The sequence below is a fragment of the Rhodococcus sp. GB-02 genome, from assembly GCF_053470465.1.
Window position 1 is genome coordinate 1,340,158 of sequence record NZ_JBPUKE010000001.1, and the last position, 17,006, is coordinate 1,357,163.

A 17,006-nucleotide genomic window follows, 5' to 3' on the forward strand; every position below is an offset into this window, starting at 1 on the left:
CAGCGAAATTCGGTCAAAGGTACGCGATCAACGAGTCGGAACTGTTGCCTCGAAGCCGAGGTCGCGTAGTGCCGACTTGAGTTTGGTCTGTGCCTCGTCGAGAGATTCGGGTGACGGCGAAGTGTCGGCGCCACTGATGTCGAAGTTCCCCATGTCGTATGCGGGGAAGACGTGAACGTGAAGATGCGGAACTTCCAGACCTGCGATGAGGAGACCGGCCCGCGGCGCGTCGAACGCCTTCCTCACAGCCTGACCCAGGGTGCGGGCAACAGCGGTGACCTTGGCAAAGAGTTCAGGATCTACGTCCTGCCACTGATCGACCTCGGCTCGCGGTACGACAAGTACGTGACCTTGCGTTACCGGTGCGATGGTCAGGAACGCGACAACGTCGTCGTCCTCCCACACGAAACGTCCTGGTAGATCCCCGTTGATGATGGCGCTGAAGACTGAAGGCATACCCCGAGGTTAGCCCGCGTCCGGTTGCCAGGAAACTCCCAGGCTGGACGCAGGTTCGTCGGAGCAGGCCCGACAAATCTAGGACGCATGACGACAGAAGCCATGCAGACCGCGGGCAGCACGGACGCAGGGGAGCTCTCCGCGACGACTGTAGTGCTGGACGTGGTCGTCCCGGTATACAACGAAGAGGCGGGCCTCGAGACGTGCGTGCGTCGCTTACGCCATCATTTACGCACGCAGGTGCCATTTTCTGCGCGAATTACCATCGCGGACAACGCCAGCGGCGACGACACCTTGGCGCTCGCACGTTCCCTCGCCGAAGAGTTCGACGATGTCCGGGTCGTGCACCTGGATGCGAAGGGCCGTGGTCGAGCACTTCGGCAGGTGTGGAGCGATTCCGACGCGGACGTGGTCGCGTACATGGACGTCGACCTCTCGACCGATCTCAACGCCCTGATGCCGTTGATTGCACCGCTGCTCTCCGGACACTCGGACATCGCCATCGGGTCCCGGTTGGCACGTTCGTCCCGCGTGGTCCGTGGCCCCAAGCGTGAGTTCATCTCGCGTAGTTACAACCTCATCCTCCGAGGCGCGCTCCATGCTCGCTTCACCGACGCCCAGTGCGGTTTCAAAGCCATGCGCGTCGACGTTGCGCGGCAACTACTTCCGCTGGTAGAGGACACCGGATGGTTCTTCGACACCGAATTGCTGGTGCTGGCCGAGCGTGCCGGAATGCGAATTCACGAGGTTCCTGTCGACTGGGTAGACGACCCGGACAGCCGGGTAGACATCGTCGCCACGGCAGTCGCCGACCTCAAAGGTGTGGTTCGCGTCGGGCGAGCACTCTCGACCGGCTCACTCCCACTGGCCGAGCTCAGGGCGAGTTTCGGCCGTGAACCGTTGGTTCCGGGTGTTCCGCGAGGCATGGTCGGTCAACTCTCACGCTTCGCCGTGGTGGGAGTCATTTCTACGCTTGCGTACGCGCTGCTCTATCTCGCACTGCACTCGATTATGGGTGCGCAGTGGGCCAATGCCGTCGCATTACTGGTGACCGCGGTGTTCAACACCGCCGCCAATCGAGCCTTCACCTTCGGGATCCGGGGCTCGGAAGGATCCGCCCGGCACCAGATGCAGGGCCTGCTTGTATTCGGGTTCGGCTTGCTGCTCACCAGCGGATCGTTGTTCGTGCTCGACGTTGTGGCGCACGATGCGTCCAAACACGTCGAGCTTGCTGTACTCGTCATTGCCAATCTTGTTGCCACAGTGAGTCGATTCATCGCACTGCGCTGGGTGTTTCGCACCGCACAACCCGTAGGAGCTGATCGATGACCGCCACTGTAGAAAGATCAGCCGCGTCGGTGCCGGCGCCGGAACCGCAGCGTCAGGTGCGCTGGGAACCGGGGGCGCTCGGAGTGCTGTTGGTGGGCACCGGAGTCGCCTACATCTGGGGCCTGGGTGCATCCGGATGGGCCAACTCGTTCTATGCCGCTGCAGTACAGGCAGGTTCGGTGTCGTGGAAGGCCTTCTTCTTCGGCTCTTCGGACGCTGCGAACTCGATCACCGTCGACAAGCCGCCGATGTCCCTGTGGTTGATGTCGCTGTCAGTTCGCATCTGCGGACTCAACTCCTGGGCGATGTTAGTGCCGCAGGCGCTGCTCGGTGTCGGATCGGTGGCACTGTTGTGGGGAACGGTTCGACGGTACTTCGGGGCTGCCGCCGGACTACTCGCCGGTTTGGTGCTGGCTCTCACTCCCGTAGCGGCGCTGATGTTCCGGTTCAACAACCCGGATGCCATGCTGGTACTCCTGATGATCGCAGCAGTGTGGGCGATGATGCGCGCCGTGCAGGACGGCCGAACCCGCTGGCTCGTGTTGGTCGGTGTCTTCTGCGGATTCGGTTTCCTGACTAAGCAATTGCAGGTCATGTTGGTGGTGCCGCCACTGGCACTCACCTATCTGATCGCCGGACCGCCGAAACTGGGTAAGCGGGTACTTCAACTGTTCGCTGCACTGGGCGGCCTGATCGTCTCCGCCGGATGGTGGTTGGCAATCGTCGAACTGTGGCCGGCCGACTCACGTCCATGGATCGGTGGTTCGCAGAACAATTCGATTCTCGAACTGACGCTCGGCTACAACGGGCTCGGACGCTTGAGCGGCAACGAGACCGGGAGCGTCGGCGGCGGCGGAATGCGCGGTCCTGGTGATGCTGCGACCGGCGCCGCTGCGGGGGGCTTCCCGGGAATGGGCGAGGCAACGGGTGGTATGGCGCCAGGGGGTATGCCAGCAGGGGGTATGGCTCCAGGTGGTGGGGCCGGTGGCGGCATATGGGGGAGTACCGGCATTACGCGCCTGTTCGAATCTGCCCAGGGCGGGCAGATTGCCTGGTTGATTCCTGCCGCACTGATACTTCTGGTGGCGGGAATCGTGCTGCGAGGCAAGGCTCCGCGCGTCGACACACAGCGCGCCTCGTTCATCGTCTGGGGACTGTGGCTGTTGGTGACCGGACTGACCTTCAGTTTCATGGCGGGAATCTTCCACGCCTACTACACCGTTGCGCTGGCGCCAGCGATCGCCGCGCTGCTCGGTTCAGGATCCGTAGTGGCGTGGCGTCATCGTGACGTCCTCTGGGTTCGCATCATTCTGGCGGTGTCCTTTGCCGCAACCGTCGCGATGGCGTGGGTACTGCTCGGGCGTTCGCCGTCATTCGTACCGTGGCTCCGGTGGGCCATTTTGGTAGTCGGCATCGTCGCTGCCGTGGCAGTGCTGATTCCGGCGGTGTCGAGAGGTCGACTGGCCGTGGCAGTGATTCTCGCGGCGATCTTCACCGGCTTGGCGGGTCCGACTGCCTACGCGATCGACACGATCAACACTCCGCATACCGGCTCCATAGTTTCGGCCGGACCGAGCGTCGAAGGTGGAATGGGTGGACCAGGCGGTGGCCGCGGAGGATTCGGAGGATTCGGCGGCACGGCTGATGGCGGTAACCGTCGGACGGACGGAACGCCACCTGCAGGAATGGGCCAGATGCCCGGTGGTGCAATAGCTCCGGGCACCACCACATCGACCACCGATAGAACGCGAGGGGCAATGGGTGGCGGTGCCGCCGGTGGTCTACTGCAGGGCAGCACACCGGGAGCCGCGGTCGTGTCCACACTCGAAGAGAACTCCGACCAGTTCACGTGGGTCGCCGCGGCAATCGGGTCCAACAGCGCCTCGGGTTATCAGCTTGCGACGCAGTCACCGGTCATGGCTATCGGAGGGTTCAACGGGAGCGATCCGTCCCCGACGCTCGCGCAGTTCCAACAGTACGTGGCAGAGGGCAAAATTCACTTCTTCATCGCCGGCGGCGGGATGGGTGGCGGTATGAACGCCGAAGGCACCGCTACCGCTATCTCGACGTGGGTGACCGAAAACTTCACCGCCACAACGGTGGACGGGGTGACCCTCTACGACTTGACGGTTGCAGGCTGACCCAGCAAGAACGCACGCCAGGTCCGCATCGGAGGAGCACTTCCGATGCGGACCTGGCCGTGTTCTGTTGTGCCTGAGAAGCTGTTCTCAGGTTTTGAATGTGGTGTTCGCCGGCCTGCGATGCTGCCCGGGGTCGATCGAGGGCGGCGGGATGAACCACGGTTTGTTGTCGGCTCCGATTCGGATTTCCCATTTTCCGACGAACCCCGTTTTCCGGTGCATCAGCCGGTGATGTGAACGGCACAGCAGGACAAGGTTGTTCATCACCGTAGGGCCGCCGTTCGCCCAGTGCCTAATGTGGTGCGCATCAGTCCACGCCGGAACACACGAACAACCCGGGAACGCGCAGCCCTTGTCTCGGGCGATCAGGGCGACTCGTTGTTCGGCGGTGACCAACCGTTTCCCGGGTTTCGCATCGAGCGGTGCGCCATGATCGTCCAGCAACACCGTCGACAGGAAACAATCACACCCCAACAACCTCGTCTGCGAGATCGACAGCGGCCCGAGCCACGGCATGTGCCCGACATCAAGATCGGCTGGGTCCAGAGAGCCGTCATCACCCGAATCCGAAGACTGTGCGGCGCAGTCCCCGTGCTCAGCGAGGTCGCGGGCGTTGATGTGCACGTTCACGTGCGGGCGTTGCCCACCATCGGTACCGGTCTTGGCGCAGTCGAGGTAGCGGCGGATCAGTTCGGTGAACCCGTCCGCTGTCCGCTTCGCCGCCGACCGAGCGTCCGGGGTTCCGTCCGGCGCCTGGGTGGGCATCGTCAGATTCGACAACGCCGACAGCAGCATTTCGCCGGTGAGGGCGTCGAAATCTCCGCGGACCACCACCCGACCGTTCAAGGTCGAGGCGATGCGGAGCTCGTTGCGATCGGTGTCTTCGGCGGGCGGAATCTCATCGGATTCGAACAACCGCTCCAATGTTGCGATAACGTTCCGCACTTTCGTTGTCGTCGCTTCCACTCCCGAGGCGGCAGCCAACAACAAATCGATGCACTTCGGTAATGCCTCCTCCGGCATCCCCTTCGGTGGTGATTCACAGAACGCCACGATCAACACGGCATGATCGAACGAGCAATCCCCACAATCAAATCCCGCTGCTACCGCGGGAAACGGCCGCAACGCAGCACCCAGAGCAGCGATCTTCTTCCCGTCCCGAACCTGCAGCATCGTGTTCGCCGCCAACCAGCAACCCACTCCGCGGCTGGCGATCACCTGATCGTCGGGACGCATCGAGAGTTCGTCCACGACCGCCACCCGCACGGCTTCCAGGCGCAGAATCTCCGCACTCGCCGACACCGCAGCCTCTCGCAACTCAGCAGCAGACAACCGCCACAGACGTCCGCGTAACCCCACCGCAGAACCAGACACCACGTCCGACAACAAGACAGTCATTGAATCCCCCGATCCCCTACACGAAGCATAATCGAACATGCGTTCGAGTCAAGTGCTAATTCGTATGGGCTGGGGTGTGTTGCCGAAGGTGACTGATGAGACTGGTGTGGTCGCGGGCTCTCGAGTTGATGAGAGACTGAACCGTGCCTGATCGACCTGAGATTGTCTGTATTTGCGGCTCTGCCCGATTCGCTGAAGAGATGCGGGAGGTGAACCGCGATCTGACGTTCGCAGGCGTCATCGTCGTCGCGCCGGGTGAAGCAGGCGAGGCGATCTCTGTCGAGCAGAAGGCACTGCTCGACGCGCTTCACTTGCGCAAGATCGACCTGGCCGATCAGGTTCTGGTTGTCAACCCAGGCGGATACATCGGCGAGTCCACGCGCCGAGAGGTCGCGTATGCGCGCGCCAGCGGCAAACCAGTGTCGTTCACGGTGCCGTGTGATCAGTAAGCGCCTCTTTGGTGCAGGCGGCAATGAAGATCTCAGGCCGAGTCGAAAGTCTTGTAGATCGTGACCCAACTCCTGAACCCCTCCAGCGCTTCGCGCCACAGGGCTCCCGTCCGAAACCGACCCGCAGTCGCCTCGAGTACCGTGCGCCGCTCTACCGGCGGTTGACCGGTTGCCTTCACCTTCGGGAACAACGGACCGATCACAGCCCACGCTTCATCCGAATCGCATCACGCGACATGCATTAACACTCGCCCGCGAACTGCCGGATCAGGTTTGACAACACGCCCTAAGTGCGAACGCCGTCGAGGTCGTGGACCACGTCGCAGCAGGTGTCGAGTAATTCGCGATCATGGCTGATGAGTAATACGCCGAGGTCGGTTTCAGCGGCGCGACTCTCGATCAACCGAATGAGCGCGGCCGTCGTGGCGGCGTCGAGCATGGCCGTCGCCTCGTCGCAGATGAGGTATTTCGGTTGTTGCGCCAGCGATCTCGCTAGGCAGGCTCGCTGTAGTTGGCCGTCGCTGACCTGGTGGGGTCTACGAGAGAGGAGGTCTGGTGTGAGGCCCACTTCTGCTGCCAGTGCGACCACATCAATTGTGCTGCCGGCAATATCGCCGGGTTGACCGATGATCGAGGCGAGCGTCTGCCGTGGGTCGGTTGATGCACGGGGCGACTGAAACAGCATGGACACCGTGCCGCGCAGTGCCGTGGGTACCGAGAATTTGGTACCCACAACGGGTGACCCGTCGATCCGCACTTCGCCTGACCACGGTGCGTCCAGTGAGGCGAGAATCCTTGCAAGTGTTGATTTTCCGGTGCCCGAAGGGCCGGTCAGGCCGATCAGCTTTCCCGTCGGAATCTCGAGGGAGATGTTCTCGAGCACCGGTCTGTTTCGGTGGTAACCACTGGTGATTCCCAATGCCTGCAGACTCATGTCAGCCCACCTTCCGCAATGTTCGGTACGTGCGTTCGCCGAGGGTTACCAACTCGGTCGGTCCACCGGACTGTTTCGACTCCGGGCGTCGTAGGTGATAGACGCACTCGTCGGGGAGATCGGTCAGTTGCGGTGGCGAGCCGGGGATCGGATTCAAACCGCGGGAAGGTAAGGCGCCGAGTAGGTCTCGGGTGTAGTCGTGGAGTGGATCCTGGAATACCAGAGTAGCCGGACCGGTTTCCATGATGCGTGATGCGTACATGACGGCAAGTCGATCCGCGACGCCGCTGCGGGTGAGTGATGCCAGGTCGTGGGTGATGAGCAGGACTGCCGCCCCGGCGTCCGCGCACTCGCGAAGCAGGCTCATGACGTGGTCGGTGAGTTCGCGGTCGAGGTTGGCAGTGGGTTCGTCAGCCACGATCACCGATGGATTCCCGGCCAATGCACCGGCAATGGCGACGCGTTGCGCCATGCCACCCGACAGTTCGTGCGGGTAGCAGTCCAGAGCCGAGGGCTCGAGTCCGACGCGAAGCGCCAAGCCGTCACAGGTGTGATCGCTGCCGAGCGCGTCGATGGTTTCTTGCAGTTGCGATCTCGCAGTTCGAACAGGGGTGAGATGTGTTGCGGCAGATTGCGGAACGAGCGCAGCATGTCGCCCCCGGAACGCGGTGCCGGAGAAGACGTCGATCTCCTGATCGGGGGTGCCAACGGTGACCGCTCCAGTTCGAGAAGCTTTCGGCGGCAACATGTTCATGACCGAGGTGGCGACGATCGACTTGCCACACCCGGATTCGCCGACGAGTGCGGTCACCGTGCCGGCCGGAACGGAGAGGTCTATGTCGCTCGCAGCGTGGACTACGGATCCTCCGGGTAGAGGGATCCTGACGGTGAGGGATTCGATGCGCAGGCCGTGGTTCACAGTCGCAACTCCGAAGGTCGAGGGGGTGTGAGCATCGACCGCAGGGCCGAACCGGCGACTGCAACTGCGACGGTGGCGATCACGAGGACTGCGGCGGGGAATACCAGCGTCCACCAACCGCCGAGGAGCAGAGAACTGCGTGCCTCTTCGAGAAGCGTTCCTAGACTGGGCTTGTGTGGGGGAAGGCCGAAACCCAGGAAGGACAAGGTAGATTCGTGCCAGACGGCGTGGGGTAGGAGGAGAACAACCGCGATCAAGGCCTGCGGCGCCGTCGCCGGCACGAGGTGGCGCATGATCACGTGACGCCGACTTGCCCCCGCGAGAATGGCGGCGTCGATGTACGGTCGTTCGCGCAGACTCAAGATCTCGGAGCGGATGATCCGGGCCACTTGGGTCCAGTGGGTCAGTGCGATCGAAAGCACGATGGCGGCAATGCTTCCGCGAAACATTGCGACGATGACGATGCCGAGCAACAGGTGGGGGAGTGCGTTGACGGCATCGGTGCCGCGCATGACGAACCTGTCCACCCAGCCGCCGACCAGGCCGGCCGTGGTACCGACGGCGACGCCGATCACCGTGGCGAGAAGCGCGCAGGCGAGTGCGATGAGTAGTGAGGTTCGAATGCCTGCAGCTATACGCACGAACAGATCTCGGCCCGCCGAGTCGGTTCCGAACGGGTGATCGAACGACGGAGCCAGGCGAGCCGCCGAGAAGTCTGTGACTCGGTCGTCGACGTCGGCCAACCATGGGACCATCGCTGCGTACAGCGCAACGAGGATCAGCACGCCGAGGGCGATCTTGAAGCGTCGTTCAGCCATCGGTCCTCACTCTCGGGTCGAGTACTGCAACCAGGACGTCGGCAAGTAGTGAGCCGAGCATGACCGTCAATGTAGTACCGACGGTGAGGAATGCGAGCAGAGCCATGTCGAGGTCGCGGGCAGAGGAAACGATGGCGCCGGCGATCCCCGGCCAACTGAAGACCTCTTCCACCAGCACTGCCCCGACTACCAGTTCGGGCAACCGCACGCCGACGATGTTCACGAAAGGTGCCAGTGACGTCGGCAGTATGTGGCGCTTCGTAATGGTCGGCGTAGGGATTCCGCGCGCTACTGCGCCCGCGACAAACCCTTCGCCTTTCGAGCCCACGACGGATTCTCGGACGGCGAGGAGGAGCCACGGCATCTGCGAAATGGCGAGCACCGTCACCGGTAGGATCAAGTGTCGGATGACCTGTCCCGGTGTGGGATCGGCACCCCCATCGGTCAGTCCGGCGACCGGGAGCCAGCCAAGAGTCAAAGCGAAGAGCGCGATGGCCCCCAGCGACAAGACAAACGGCGGAAGTCCCTGTACGACGACGCTCAGCCCGGACACGATCTTGTCCAGGAACCCTCCACTGCGGATTCCGGCGAGAACACCGAGTGCCAGCGAGGCGAGAATCGCGATGATGAGTGAGATGCCGACCAGCAGCAGGGTCCACGGCAGACGTTCGGAGATAACCTGGGCAACAGGCTGATTGAACGATCTGGAAATTCCGAGATCACCGGTGAGCACACCCTGAAGCCAATTCCAGTACGTGCTGTACCAGGGGTTGTCGAAACCCATCTGGTCGGCGATCAACGCTTTGTCCGCGTCGCTGGTCGTCATGTATCGCGTGCCGAGATAGCCGACCAGTGGATCGAACGGTGAAATCGACGCGGCGGCAAAGAGTCCCGCGGACACCACAGCGATCACGGGCACGATGAACAACACCCGCCGACCGACCATCGTGAGGATGGCCTTTCGGCGGGAGTTGTCACGGTGGCCCCGCGACGGCGGCGCGTCTGCCCGAACGTCGACCGCTGTCATTGCCCTCGGGCCCACGTCTGCAGTGACCACCACGGACCCCAGGTCACACCGTGTGAGTGTGGCTCGAGTACCGGTCCGGACATCTGCCAGTCGGAATCCTTCGATACGTACGTATGGTCGAGGAAGGCGAGGATGACAAATCCGGGATCCTCGACGTACGCCTGCTGAACGTCGCGATACGCGGCGTCACGCGTTGCCTGATCCAGGCTGCGGCGTCCTACTTCCAAGCCTGCGTCGACTGCTGGATTGGAGTAGTCGCTGGCGTTGTCGTAGATGCTGCCGACCCCGGGTGCGATGTACTTCGAGTTCAGCGCGTCGTACGCCTGTGTGTCAGGGTCGAAAGGTTCGTCGCCGCCGCCGAGAAGCGTCGAATCCTGGTTGATGCGAGGGTCTATGCGGTCCCAGGAGAGAGCTTCGAGGTCCACCTCGATGCCGACGGCGAGAGCGTCGGAGGCAAATGCCTGAGCGAGATCACGTCGGACGGTGTCGACGGAGTTGTACATGATCGTGAACTGCGCGCGCCGGCCGTCCTTCGAACGGATTCCGTCGGCACCTTCGATCCAGCCGGCCTCGGTCAGAATTCGCTCGGCCTCGGCCGGGTCGTAGGCGAAGGTCGCATTCGGGTTGTACGAGTCGCCGTAGACCTCGGGGATCGGAGTGGCCGCAACTCTGCCGTGTCCGCCTAGGACGTTGTCGATCATCGACTGGCGATTGGCGGCGAGGTTGAGCGCCATACGCACGGCTTTGTCGCCCGCCACGGGATTGTTCGTGGGGAGTGAGAGGCCGCGCCAGTCTGCCGACTGATGGGCTGTCACCGACATGTTTTCTTTGCCCGAGAACGTATTGGCAAGCAACGGAGGAAGATTGGTTCCGTCGATCTCACCGGACACCATACGTTGGGCGCGGGTGTTGTCATCGGGAACGTAGAGGAGAGTCAGCTTCTTGATCTCCGGCGCGCCGTCCCAGTAGTTCTCGTTCGCCTCGAAGACCGCTCGATCCGGTGAGAGGTCGACGAGTGTGTACGGACCGGTACCGACGGGCGCGGTGTTCAACGGCGATTCGGCGGCCAGTCCGGGTGTCGCGAGCGACTCCGACGGAACCATGCCGATCAGCATCTTCGTCAGCAACGGCGCATACGAGTAGGCGAGGCGAAACTCGACTGTGCTGTCGTCGACGGCCACGACATCGCTGATCATGTCGTACGACGACCGCGCTTCCGAGGCGGAAGCGGGATCGAGGATCGCCTTGTACGTGGCAACCACGTCGGCGGCATCGAAGGTCGATCCGTCGGAGAAGGTGACCCCGTCACGGAGTTTGACCGTCCAGACTGTCGCGTCGGCGTTGGCCGTCGGCATCTCTGCCGCCAAAGACGGCTCGAACCCAGGCATGCCGGTGCCTCCGGTGAGCCGGACGAGACCGTCGTACATCTTGGCTTCGCCGGCAGCGCCGAAGCCTGCGACCGGGTTGTAGCCGCCCAGTTCGTAGCCGTCGGCCAAGACGAGGCCGTCGTTATTGCCCGAAGAGTTGGTGCCGGTCGGGCTACTGCACGACGTGATCAGAAGTGCGCCGATTGCGGCGGTTGCGGTGAGCGTCAGAACGCCTGGTTTGTGGAGTTTCACGGGTGTCCTTTCCTCGGTGGACAGATGTCCGAAAACATCTGTTCACCTATTCAGGTATTCATATGATCTCATCTCGAAACGGATATTTCGCACAAAGGACGAACCCTGCGACCTTGGCGCCACCCGTAGCACTCCGAGAGCGCCGTTACCGCAGGCCGTAGTCTGTTCCCCGTGCGCGTACTAGTAATCGGCTCCGGAGCCCGTGAACATGCCCTCCTTCTCTCTCTTGCTCGCGATCCAGGTGTCACGGCCCTGATCTGCGCGCCTGGCAATGCCGGGATCGCAAAAATCGCCGAGCAGCACCCCGTCGACGTTGCCTCGGGTGACGCGGTTACCGCGCTGGCCAAGCAAGTCGAGGCCGATCTCGTCGTCATCGGACCTGAGGTTCCCCTGGTTCTCGGTGTCGCAGATGCAGTGCGCGCAGCAGGTATCGCCTGCTTCGGGCCGTCGGCCGACGCCGCGCGCATCGAGGGCTCGAAGGCTTTCGCCAAGGACGTGATGGCTGTCGCCGGCGTCAAGACCGCACACAGCGAGATCGTCGACAATCCGGCAAAGCTTGACGACGCGCTCGACCGCTTCGGACCGAACTGGGTGGTCAAGGACGACGGACTGGCTGCAGGCAAGGGTGTTGTCGTCACGACGGATCGTCTCGCCGCGCGCGATCACGCCGCTGAACTGCTCGAGACCGGACACCCGGTTCTCCTCGAGTCCTTCCTCGACGGTCCGGAAGTTTCGCTCTTCTGCCTCGTCGACGGCGAAACCGTGATCCCGCTCCTCCCGGCGCAGGACCACAAGCGCGTCGGCGACGGAGATTCCGGACCCAACACCGGCGGCATGGGCGCGTACACACCGTTGCCGTGGCTGCCTGACGAGATGGTCACGCAGATCGTCGACGACGTGGTCAAGCCCGTCGCTGCTGAGTTGGTGGCGCGCGGTAGCAGCTTCTCCGGCCTTCTCTACGCTGGTCTGGCGATCGGCGTCGACGGCCCGGCCGTGGTCGAATTCAACTGCCGGTTCGGTGACCCCGAAACTCAGGCTGTACTTGCTCTCCTCGAAACGCCGCTGGGCGGTCTACTCAATGCAGCCTCGACCGGAACTCTCGATTCGGTCGGTCCGTTGCAGTGGCGCGACGGTTCCGCCGTCACGGTCGTGATTGCTGCCGAGAACTACCCGGCAACCCCGCGCACCGGTGACGTGATCACCGGAGCCGACGCCGACGGAGTCCTGCACGCCGGTACCAAGAAGCGTGAAGACGGAGCCGTCGTCTCGGCCGGTGGACGTGTGCTGAGTGTTGTCGGAGTGGGCAAGGATCTGACCGAAGCTCGTGACGACGCCTACGCAAAGATTGCCGACGTCAAGCTTCCCGGCGGTCATTTCCGCAAGGACATCGGACTCGGCGCCGTCGAAGGTCGCATCTCAATTCCCTGACTAGTTCTTTCGGAGGGCCGGTGAACTTTCTGTTCATCGGCCCTTTTCATGGAAAATCAACGGTTCCTTGAAGTTACCCACGAGTATGGACTTCTCGTTCGGTTTCTCCCGGTATATCTCAGCGCGGGGGTCACGGAAAGAGAAGGGCACACTTGAGTATTCGCGCTGGATCCAACGAACGGCACGCACGTACCAATTCCACGCTCTCGCGTAGAAACTTCTTGGCAGCAACAGGATTAGCTGTGGGCGCCGCTGCACTCTCGTCCTCGTGGACTACGGCGGCCGCGGCGCCCAGGCGAGCATTGAACGACGGAGACCGTGTCCCCGCGCTTGTGATCGGGAGCGGATACGGCGGGGCCGTTGCGGCACTTCGGTTGACGCAGGCCGGCATCGACACACACATGGTCGAGATGGGGAAGTCGTGGACCACACCAGGGTCCGATGGCAAGATCTTCTGCCCGATGCTTTCGCCCGACGGTCGATCCTTCTGGCTCAGAGACCGTACAGTTCAACCGGTTTCACACTTCTCCGGTGGTTCGGTGGACAAGAACATCAGCCGCTACGTCGGTGTTCTCGACGCCGAGGATTTCGGCGGGATCAAGGTCTACCAAGGCCGAGGGGTCGGCGGTGGGTCGCTGGTCAACGGCGGCATGGCCGTCACACCCAAGCGCAACTACTTCGAAGAGATCCTGCCCGGGGTCGATTCCAACGAGATGTACTCGACGTACTTTCCGCGGGCCAACGCTGCGCTCGGAGTCAACAACATCGACCCGGCCTGGTTCGAGTCCACCGAGTATTACAAGTTTGCACGAACCGGGCGAAAGACCGCTGAGAGATCCGGTTACACAACAACGTTCGTGCCGAATGTCTACGACTTCAACTACATGAAGCAGGAAGCTGCTGGTCAGGTCACCAAGTCTGCCCTGGTCAGTGAGGTCATCTACGGGAACAACGCGGGAAAGAAGTCTCTGGACAAGACGTACCTCGCTGCGGCATCCGCCACCGGCAAGCTCACCATTTCAGCTCTGCACGTCGTGACCTCGGTAGCCCCGGCCGCGACCGGCGGCGGCTATCAAGTGGTGATGAACCAGATCAACGAGCAGGGCAACACCGTCGGCACCAAGACGGTGACGGCGGACAAGGTCTTCTTCGCGGCCGGCAGTATCGGCACCAGTAAGCTCCTGGTCGCGATGAAAGCACAAGGGCAGCTGGCGAATTTGCCGGGTGCTGTTGGACAGGAATGGGGTCACAACGGCAACGTGATGGTGGGGCGCGCCAATCACATGTGGGACGCCACCGGCGCGAAGCAGTCGGCGATCCCCGTGATGGGTATCGACAACTGGGCTGACGCATCCGCACCTGTCTTCGCGGAAATCGCACCCTTCCCAGCCGGTACCGAACTGTGGGTCAGCCTGTACTTGGCGATTGCCAAGAATCCGCAACGTGCTCAGTTCCAATTCAACTCGGCAACAGGCAAAGTCGGTTTGAACTGGCAGCGCTCGCAGAACCAGCCGTCGATCGACATGGCGAAGAAACTCTTCGACAAGATCAACAAGAAGGAAGGCACGATCTACCGGACCGACCTCTTCGGTCCGGTGCAGACATGGGGCGATCAGTTGACGTACCACCCCCTCGGCGGTTGCGTGCTGGGCAAGGCGACCGACAGCTACGGTCGCCTGCCGGAGTACCCGGGTCTGTACGTCATCGACGGATCCCTCGTTCCGGGCAATGTCGGAGTCAATCCGTTTGTCACCATCACCGCTCTGGCCGAACGGAATATCGAGAACATCATTGCGAACGACATGAACTAGAGCGACAACTCGCGGTCAGGTGCGGTGGGATCAACTTCTGCCGCACCTGTTCGGCGTGGGCAGCGGTTACAGTCACCTGGACAGACGACGCTCGATCCAGGGATGTAGACGTGAGGCGGACAAAATCCGAGATCGACGGTGATTGGCTCCGGTGGGGCGTGCCGTCGAACGACGAGCTGGTGGTATCCGAACACGAATTGGACGACGAGCCCGAAGATTTGGTTCTGTGGGGTGGTGCGTCGAGTGCTGATCAACCGGTGACCTGGGAAACCCACGCACACCGATCGAACGAGATTCTGTTCCCTCGTTCCGGCATAGTGGTTGTACGCTCAGGCGCTCAGATGTGGACTTTGCTGCCGGGCAGAGGTCTGTGGATACCGGCACTGGTTCGGCACTCGGTGCGCGTTGCCGCGGGTGCGCAATTCTTGACCGTGTATTGCGCTGTAGGGCAGGGACCTTCGCTCGGTGATCACCCGGTTGCGTTGCACGGCACGCCGCTTCTGTACGAGTTGTTTCTGCATCTGAGTGCTCGCGACATGTCGGACGATGCGAGGCGCCGCGCCGAGCGAGTATTCTTCGACCTCGTTGTTCACGGCGACGAGCGCGGAGCGATGAAGATTCCCGATTCGGGGCCGGTCGGCCGGATTGCGCGCGACCTCTTGTCTCAACCGGACGATCCACGCAGTTTCGAAGACTGGGCGAACGAGATCGGTGTCAGTACCAGCACTTTGGCTCGTCGATTCAAAGTGGATACCGGCGTCAGTTTCGGCCAGTGGCGCGTACTGCTTCGGATGAACGTGGCGATGTCCCTGCTCGGCCAAGGCATTGCGGTGGCCGATGTGGCAGAGCAGATCGGATACTCGACGCCCAGTAGTTTCGTCGCCGCCTTCAAGCAGTCCACCGGTGTCACGCCGACGGCATTTCGAAAGAACGCGGACCGCTGATCGAATTTCGACATTCTTTGACAAAACTCCGCGATTGCGTCAACTCCTGATCCGCCCTACCGTTAGCCATGTAGGCGAGGCTTACTTTACTTTCCGGGTTCGGGTTTCTCCCGAAACCCGCTCGACAGCATGGGGCAGAAGTGATCGATTTTGTTGCGCCGCGTTCCCAACGCGGTAGCAGGGCCATCTTCATGGCTGTGGCAGTGGCACTTTCGACGGTACTGGCAGCGTGTGGCACCTCGACGACCGACACGAAGTCCGACGGTGAAGCGTGGACGTATGTTGATGCGCGTGGGCAGCAGATTTCGCTCGACAAGGTCCCTGAACGAATTGTGGCGACGGCGGACACCGCGCCGGTGCTACTCGAATACGGCGTCATTCCGGTCGGCATCATCGGATTCTCCAGGCTCGACGAATCCACGTTGAATGCATTCGACTTCAGCGGAATTGCCCATGTCAGCGAGATTGACACAGATATCAGCGCCGAGAAACTCCTGGCAGTGGACCCGGATCTCGTCATCGACATCTGGAGTTCGTACAACGGCGGGAACTTCGGCAGCATCTGGGGTGACAATATCGCTCGCGTCGAAGAGGTTGCTCCCATTGCCGGCGTCAAGATCACCGACGGGGCGCAAGCGGCGCTGGACAGCTTCAGTTCGTTGGTCCAGGGTATCGGCGGCACCGACACCTCGCCGGTCTACGCGGCGAAACGGGAAGAGTTGAGTGCGCTCGGTGACCGAGTGCGTGACTTGGCTACTTTGCGGTCGAATATCTCTGTTGCATACGTGATTCCGTTGGAGTCGAGCCTTGACTACGCGGTGCCGGGATGGACTCCGCTCGGAAGTATTCTCGAAATGATGGGCGTCGAATTCGCCAAGCTCGACAGCGAGGACGGTTTCTGGGCGTCGGCGAGTTGGGAAGAGCCGGGCGTCTTTCCGGCTGATCTCCTCCTGATTCCGCCGACTTGGTCGGATGCACCGGAGCTCAATTCGCCGACTTTCACCAGGCTTCCGGCTGTGGTTTCGGGACAGATTGCGCCGGTCGAACTTCGTACGGGGTACAGCCTGACGGGCATCACGGAGCAGATGAAGCGTTTTGCCGACGTCTACGAGAAGAGCGGGAAAGTCACCTGAGCAGTGTCACCGCGGCGCGTGATCTCGCAATGATCGATTGACCCGGTCGAGGATGCCGATGGCAGCGGTCAGCGTGTCGAGGTCACCCTCGTCGAGGGATGCCAGTTCTTCTGCGAGGACGCCGACGCGTAGTTCGGACCGACGGTCCCGTCGCGCGCTTCGTTCGTCCTTCACGTAAAGCGTGCTCACTCGCCCGTCCGTGGGATCGGGCCGTCGCTCGATCAGGTCTTTGTCGGAGAGTGTGCGCACCAGTGTGCTGACGGTGTTCGGGCGTCTGGAGAGTCGATCGGCGACAGCCCCGATGCGAGTGCCCGGATGGTGCGCAACATCATGAAGTACTTCGGATTGTGCCTCTGGCAAAGTCGCGTCGGTGCCCGATGTGTCCATGTATTCGCGCAGCGCGCGACGTAATTCGAAGACCGCAGCGATGAGTGATCTCGATGTTTCTTCTGTGGTGGGCACGCGAGTGGAGTAGCGATCGATCCCGTGTGATTCACGCCCTGAAACTGTATCTGACACAGATATAGTTTACAGTTCTTAGAAGGGTAGGGTCACCTAACCATGACGGAGGACGAATCTGTCAAACATCGCGACGTACGG

General features: G+C 62.0%; 15 protein-coding genes and 1 pseudogene. 7 read left to right on the plus strand and 9 right to left on the minus strand.

Going from position 1 to position 17,006, the window contains the following annotated elements:
- Positions 1-27: 27 nt before the first annotated feature.
- Complete coding sequence (locus tag ACSW29_RS06360; RefSeq protein WP_230814918.1) at positions 28-456, minus strand: HIT family protein; 429 nt, start codon at positions 454-456, stop codon at positions 28-30.
- 87 nt (positions 457-543) lie between these two features.
- On the opposite strand from ACSW29_RS06360, the gene ACSW29_RS06365 reads away from it, so the two are divergent.
- Together ACSW29_RS06365 and ACSW29_RS06370 are read left to right on the plus strand one after the other, a co-directional pair.
- On the plus strand, positions 544-1,785 hold the full coding sequence (locus ACSW29_RS06365) for a glycosyltransferase (RefSeq protein ID WP_448276861.1): 1,242 nt from the start codon (positions 544-546) through the stop codon (positions 1,783-1,785).
- Complete coding sequence (locus ACSW29_RS06370; RefSeq protein WP_448276862.1) at positions 1,782-3,926, plus strand: ArnT family glycosyltransferase; 2,145 nt, start codon at positions 1,782-1,784, stop codon at positions 3,924-3,926. The genes ACSW29_RS06365 and ACSW29_RS06370 overlap by 4 nt, the downstream gene beginning before the upstream one ends.
- A gap of 87 nt (positions 3,927-4,013) precedes the next feature.
- Here ACSW29_RS06370 and ACSW29_RS06375 read toward each other — a convergent pair whose 3' ends face one another.
- Complete coding sequence (locus ACSW29_RS06375) at positions 4,014-5,324, minus strand: DUF222 domain-containing protein (protein ID WP_448276863.1); 1,311 nt, start codon at positions 5,322-5,324, stop codon at positions 4,014-4,016.
- A gap of 200 nt (positions 5,325-5,524) precedes the next feature.
- On the opposite strand from ACSW29_RS06375, the gene ACSW29_RS06380 reads away from it, so the two are divergent.
- Positions 5,525-5,773 carry a hypothetical protein gene (locus ACSW29_RS06380; protein ID WP_448276864.1) on the plus strand — a complete coding sequence of 83 codons (249 nt, stop codon included), beginning with the start codon at positions 5,525-5,527 and terminating at the stop codon, positions 5,771-5,773.
- A 32-nt stretch (positions 5,774-5,805) separates the two neighbouring features.
- On the opposite strand, the pseudogene ACSW29_RS06385 reads toward ACSW29_RS06380, so the two are convergent.
- The 6 genes and pseudogenes from ACSW29_RS06385 to ACSW29_RS06410 all read right to left on the minus strand — a co-directional run.
- Positions 5,806-5,982 (minus strand): annotated as a pseudogene (locus ACSW29_RS06385) (transposase); the annotation flags it as partial.
- A 77-nt stretch (positions 5,983-6,059) separates the two neighbouring features.
- On the minus strand, positions 6,060-6,707 hold the full coding sequence (locus ACSW29_RS06390; protein WP_448276865.1) for an ABC transporter ATP-binding protein: 648 nt from the start codon (positions 6,705-6,707) through the stop codon (positions 6,060-6,062).
- A gap of 1 nt (position 6,708) precedes the next feature.
- Positions 6,709-7,626 (minus strand): ABC transporter ATP-binding protein, encoded by a 918-nt coding sequence (locus ACSW29_RS06395; RefSeq protein ID WP_317828380.1) that lies wholly within the window; start codon positions 7,624-7,626, stop codon positions 6,709-6,711.
- Positions 7,623-8,444: an ABC transporter permease gene (locus ACSW29_RS06400; RefSeq protein WP_317828381.1), complete on the minus strand. Its 822-nt coding sequence runs from the start codon at positions 8,442-8,444 to the stop codon at positions 7,623-7,625. The genes ACSW29_RS06395 and ACSW29_RS06400 overlap by 4 nt, the downstream gene beginning before the upstream one ends.
- Complete coding sequence (locus ACSW29_RS06405) at positions 8,437-9,471, minus strand: ABC transporter permease (protein WP_448276866.1); 1,035 nt, start codon at positions 9,469-9,471, stop codon at positions 8,437-8,439. Before ACSW29_RS06405 ends, ACSW29_RS06400 begins: the two co-directional genes overlap by 8 nt.
- The gene (locus ACSW29_RS06410; RefSeq protein ID WP_448276867.1) at positions 9,468-11,090 is read right to left on the minus strand and encodes an ABC transporter substrate-binding protein; all 1,623 of its coding nucleotides are present in this window, start codon (positions 11,088-11,090) and stop codon (positions 9,468-9,470) included. The genes ACSW29_RS06405 and ACSW29_RS06410 overlap by 4 nt, the downstream gene beginning before the upstream one ends.
- 171 nt (positions 11,091-11,261) lie before the next feature.
- On the opposite strand from ACSW29_RS06410, the gene purD reads away from it, so the two are divergent.
- The 4 genes from purD (at position 11,262) to ACSW29_RS06430 (ending at position 16,406) form a co-directional block, all read left to right on the plus strand.
- The gene (gene purD, locus ACSW29_RS06415) at positions 11,262-12,518 is read left to right on the plus strand and encodes a phosphoribosylamine--glycine ligase (RefSeq protein ID WP_317828384.1); all 1,257 of its coding nucleotides are present in this window, start codon (positions 11,262-11,264) and stop codon (positions 12,516-12,518) included.
- A 152-nt stretch (positions 12,519-12,670) separates the two neighbouring features.
- On the plus strand, positions 12,671-14,329 hold the full coding sequence (locus ACSW29_RS06420; RefSeq protein WP_448276868.1) for a GMC oxidoreductase: 1,659 nt from the start codon (positions 12,671-12,673) through the stop codon (positions 14,327-14,329).
- Positions 14,330-14,439: 110 nt separating this feature from the next.
- Positions 14,440-15,273 carry a helix-turn-helix domain-containing protein gene (locus ACSW29_RS06425; protein WP_448276869.1) on the plus strand — a complete coding sequence of 278 codons (834 nt, stop codon included), beginning with the start codon at positions 14,440-14,442 and terminating at the stop codon, positions 15,271-15,273.
- Between the two features lie 191 nt (positions 15,274-15,464).
- A complete protein-coding gene (locus tag ACSW29_RS06430) occupies positions 15,465-16,406 on the plus strand; it encodes an ABC transporter substrate-binding protein (protein ID WP_448276870.1) in 942 nt (313 codons plus the stop codon).
- Between the two features lie 6 nt (positions 16,407-16,412).
- Here the strand turns inward: ACSW29_RS06430 and ACSW29_RS06435 are convergent, their stop codons facing one another.
- A complete protein-coding gene (locus tag ACSW29_RS06435; RefSeq protein WP_448276871.1) occupies positions 16,413-16,925 on the minus strand; it encodes a MarR family winged helix-turn-helix transcriptional regulator in 513 nt (170 codons plus the stop codon).
- Positions 16,926-17,006 lie beyond the last annotated feature (81 nt).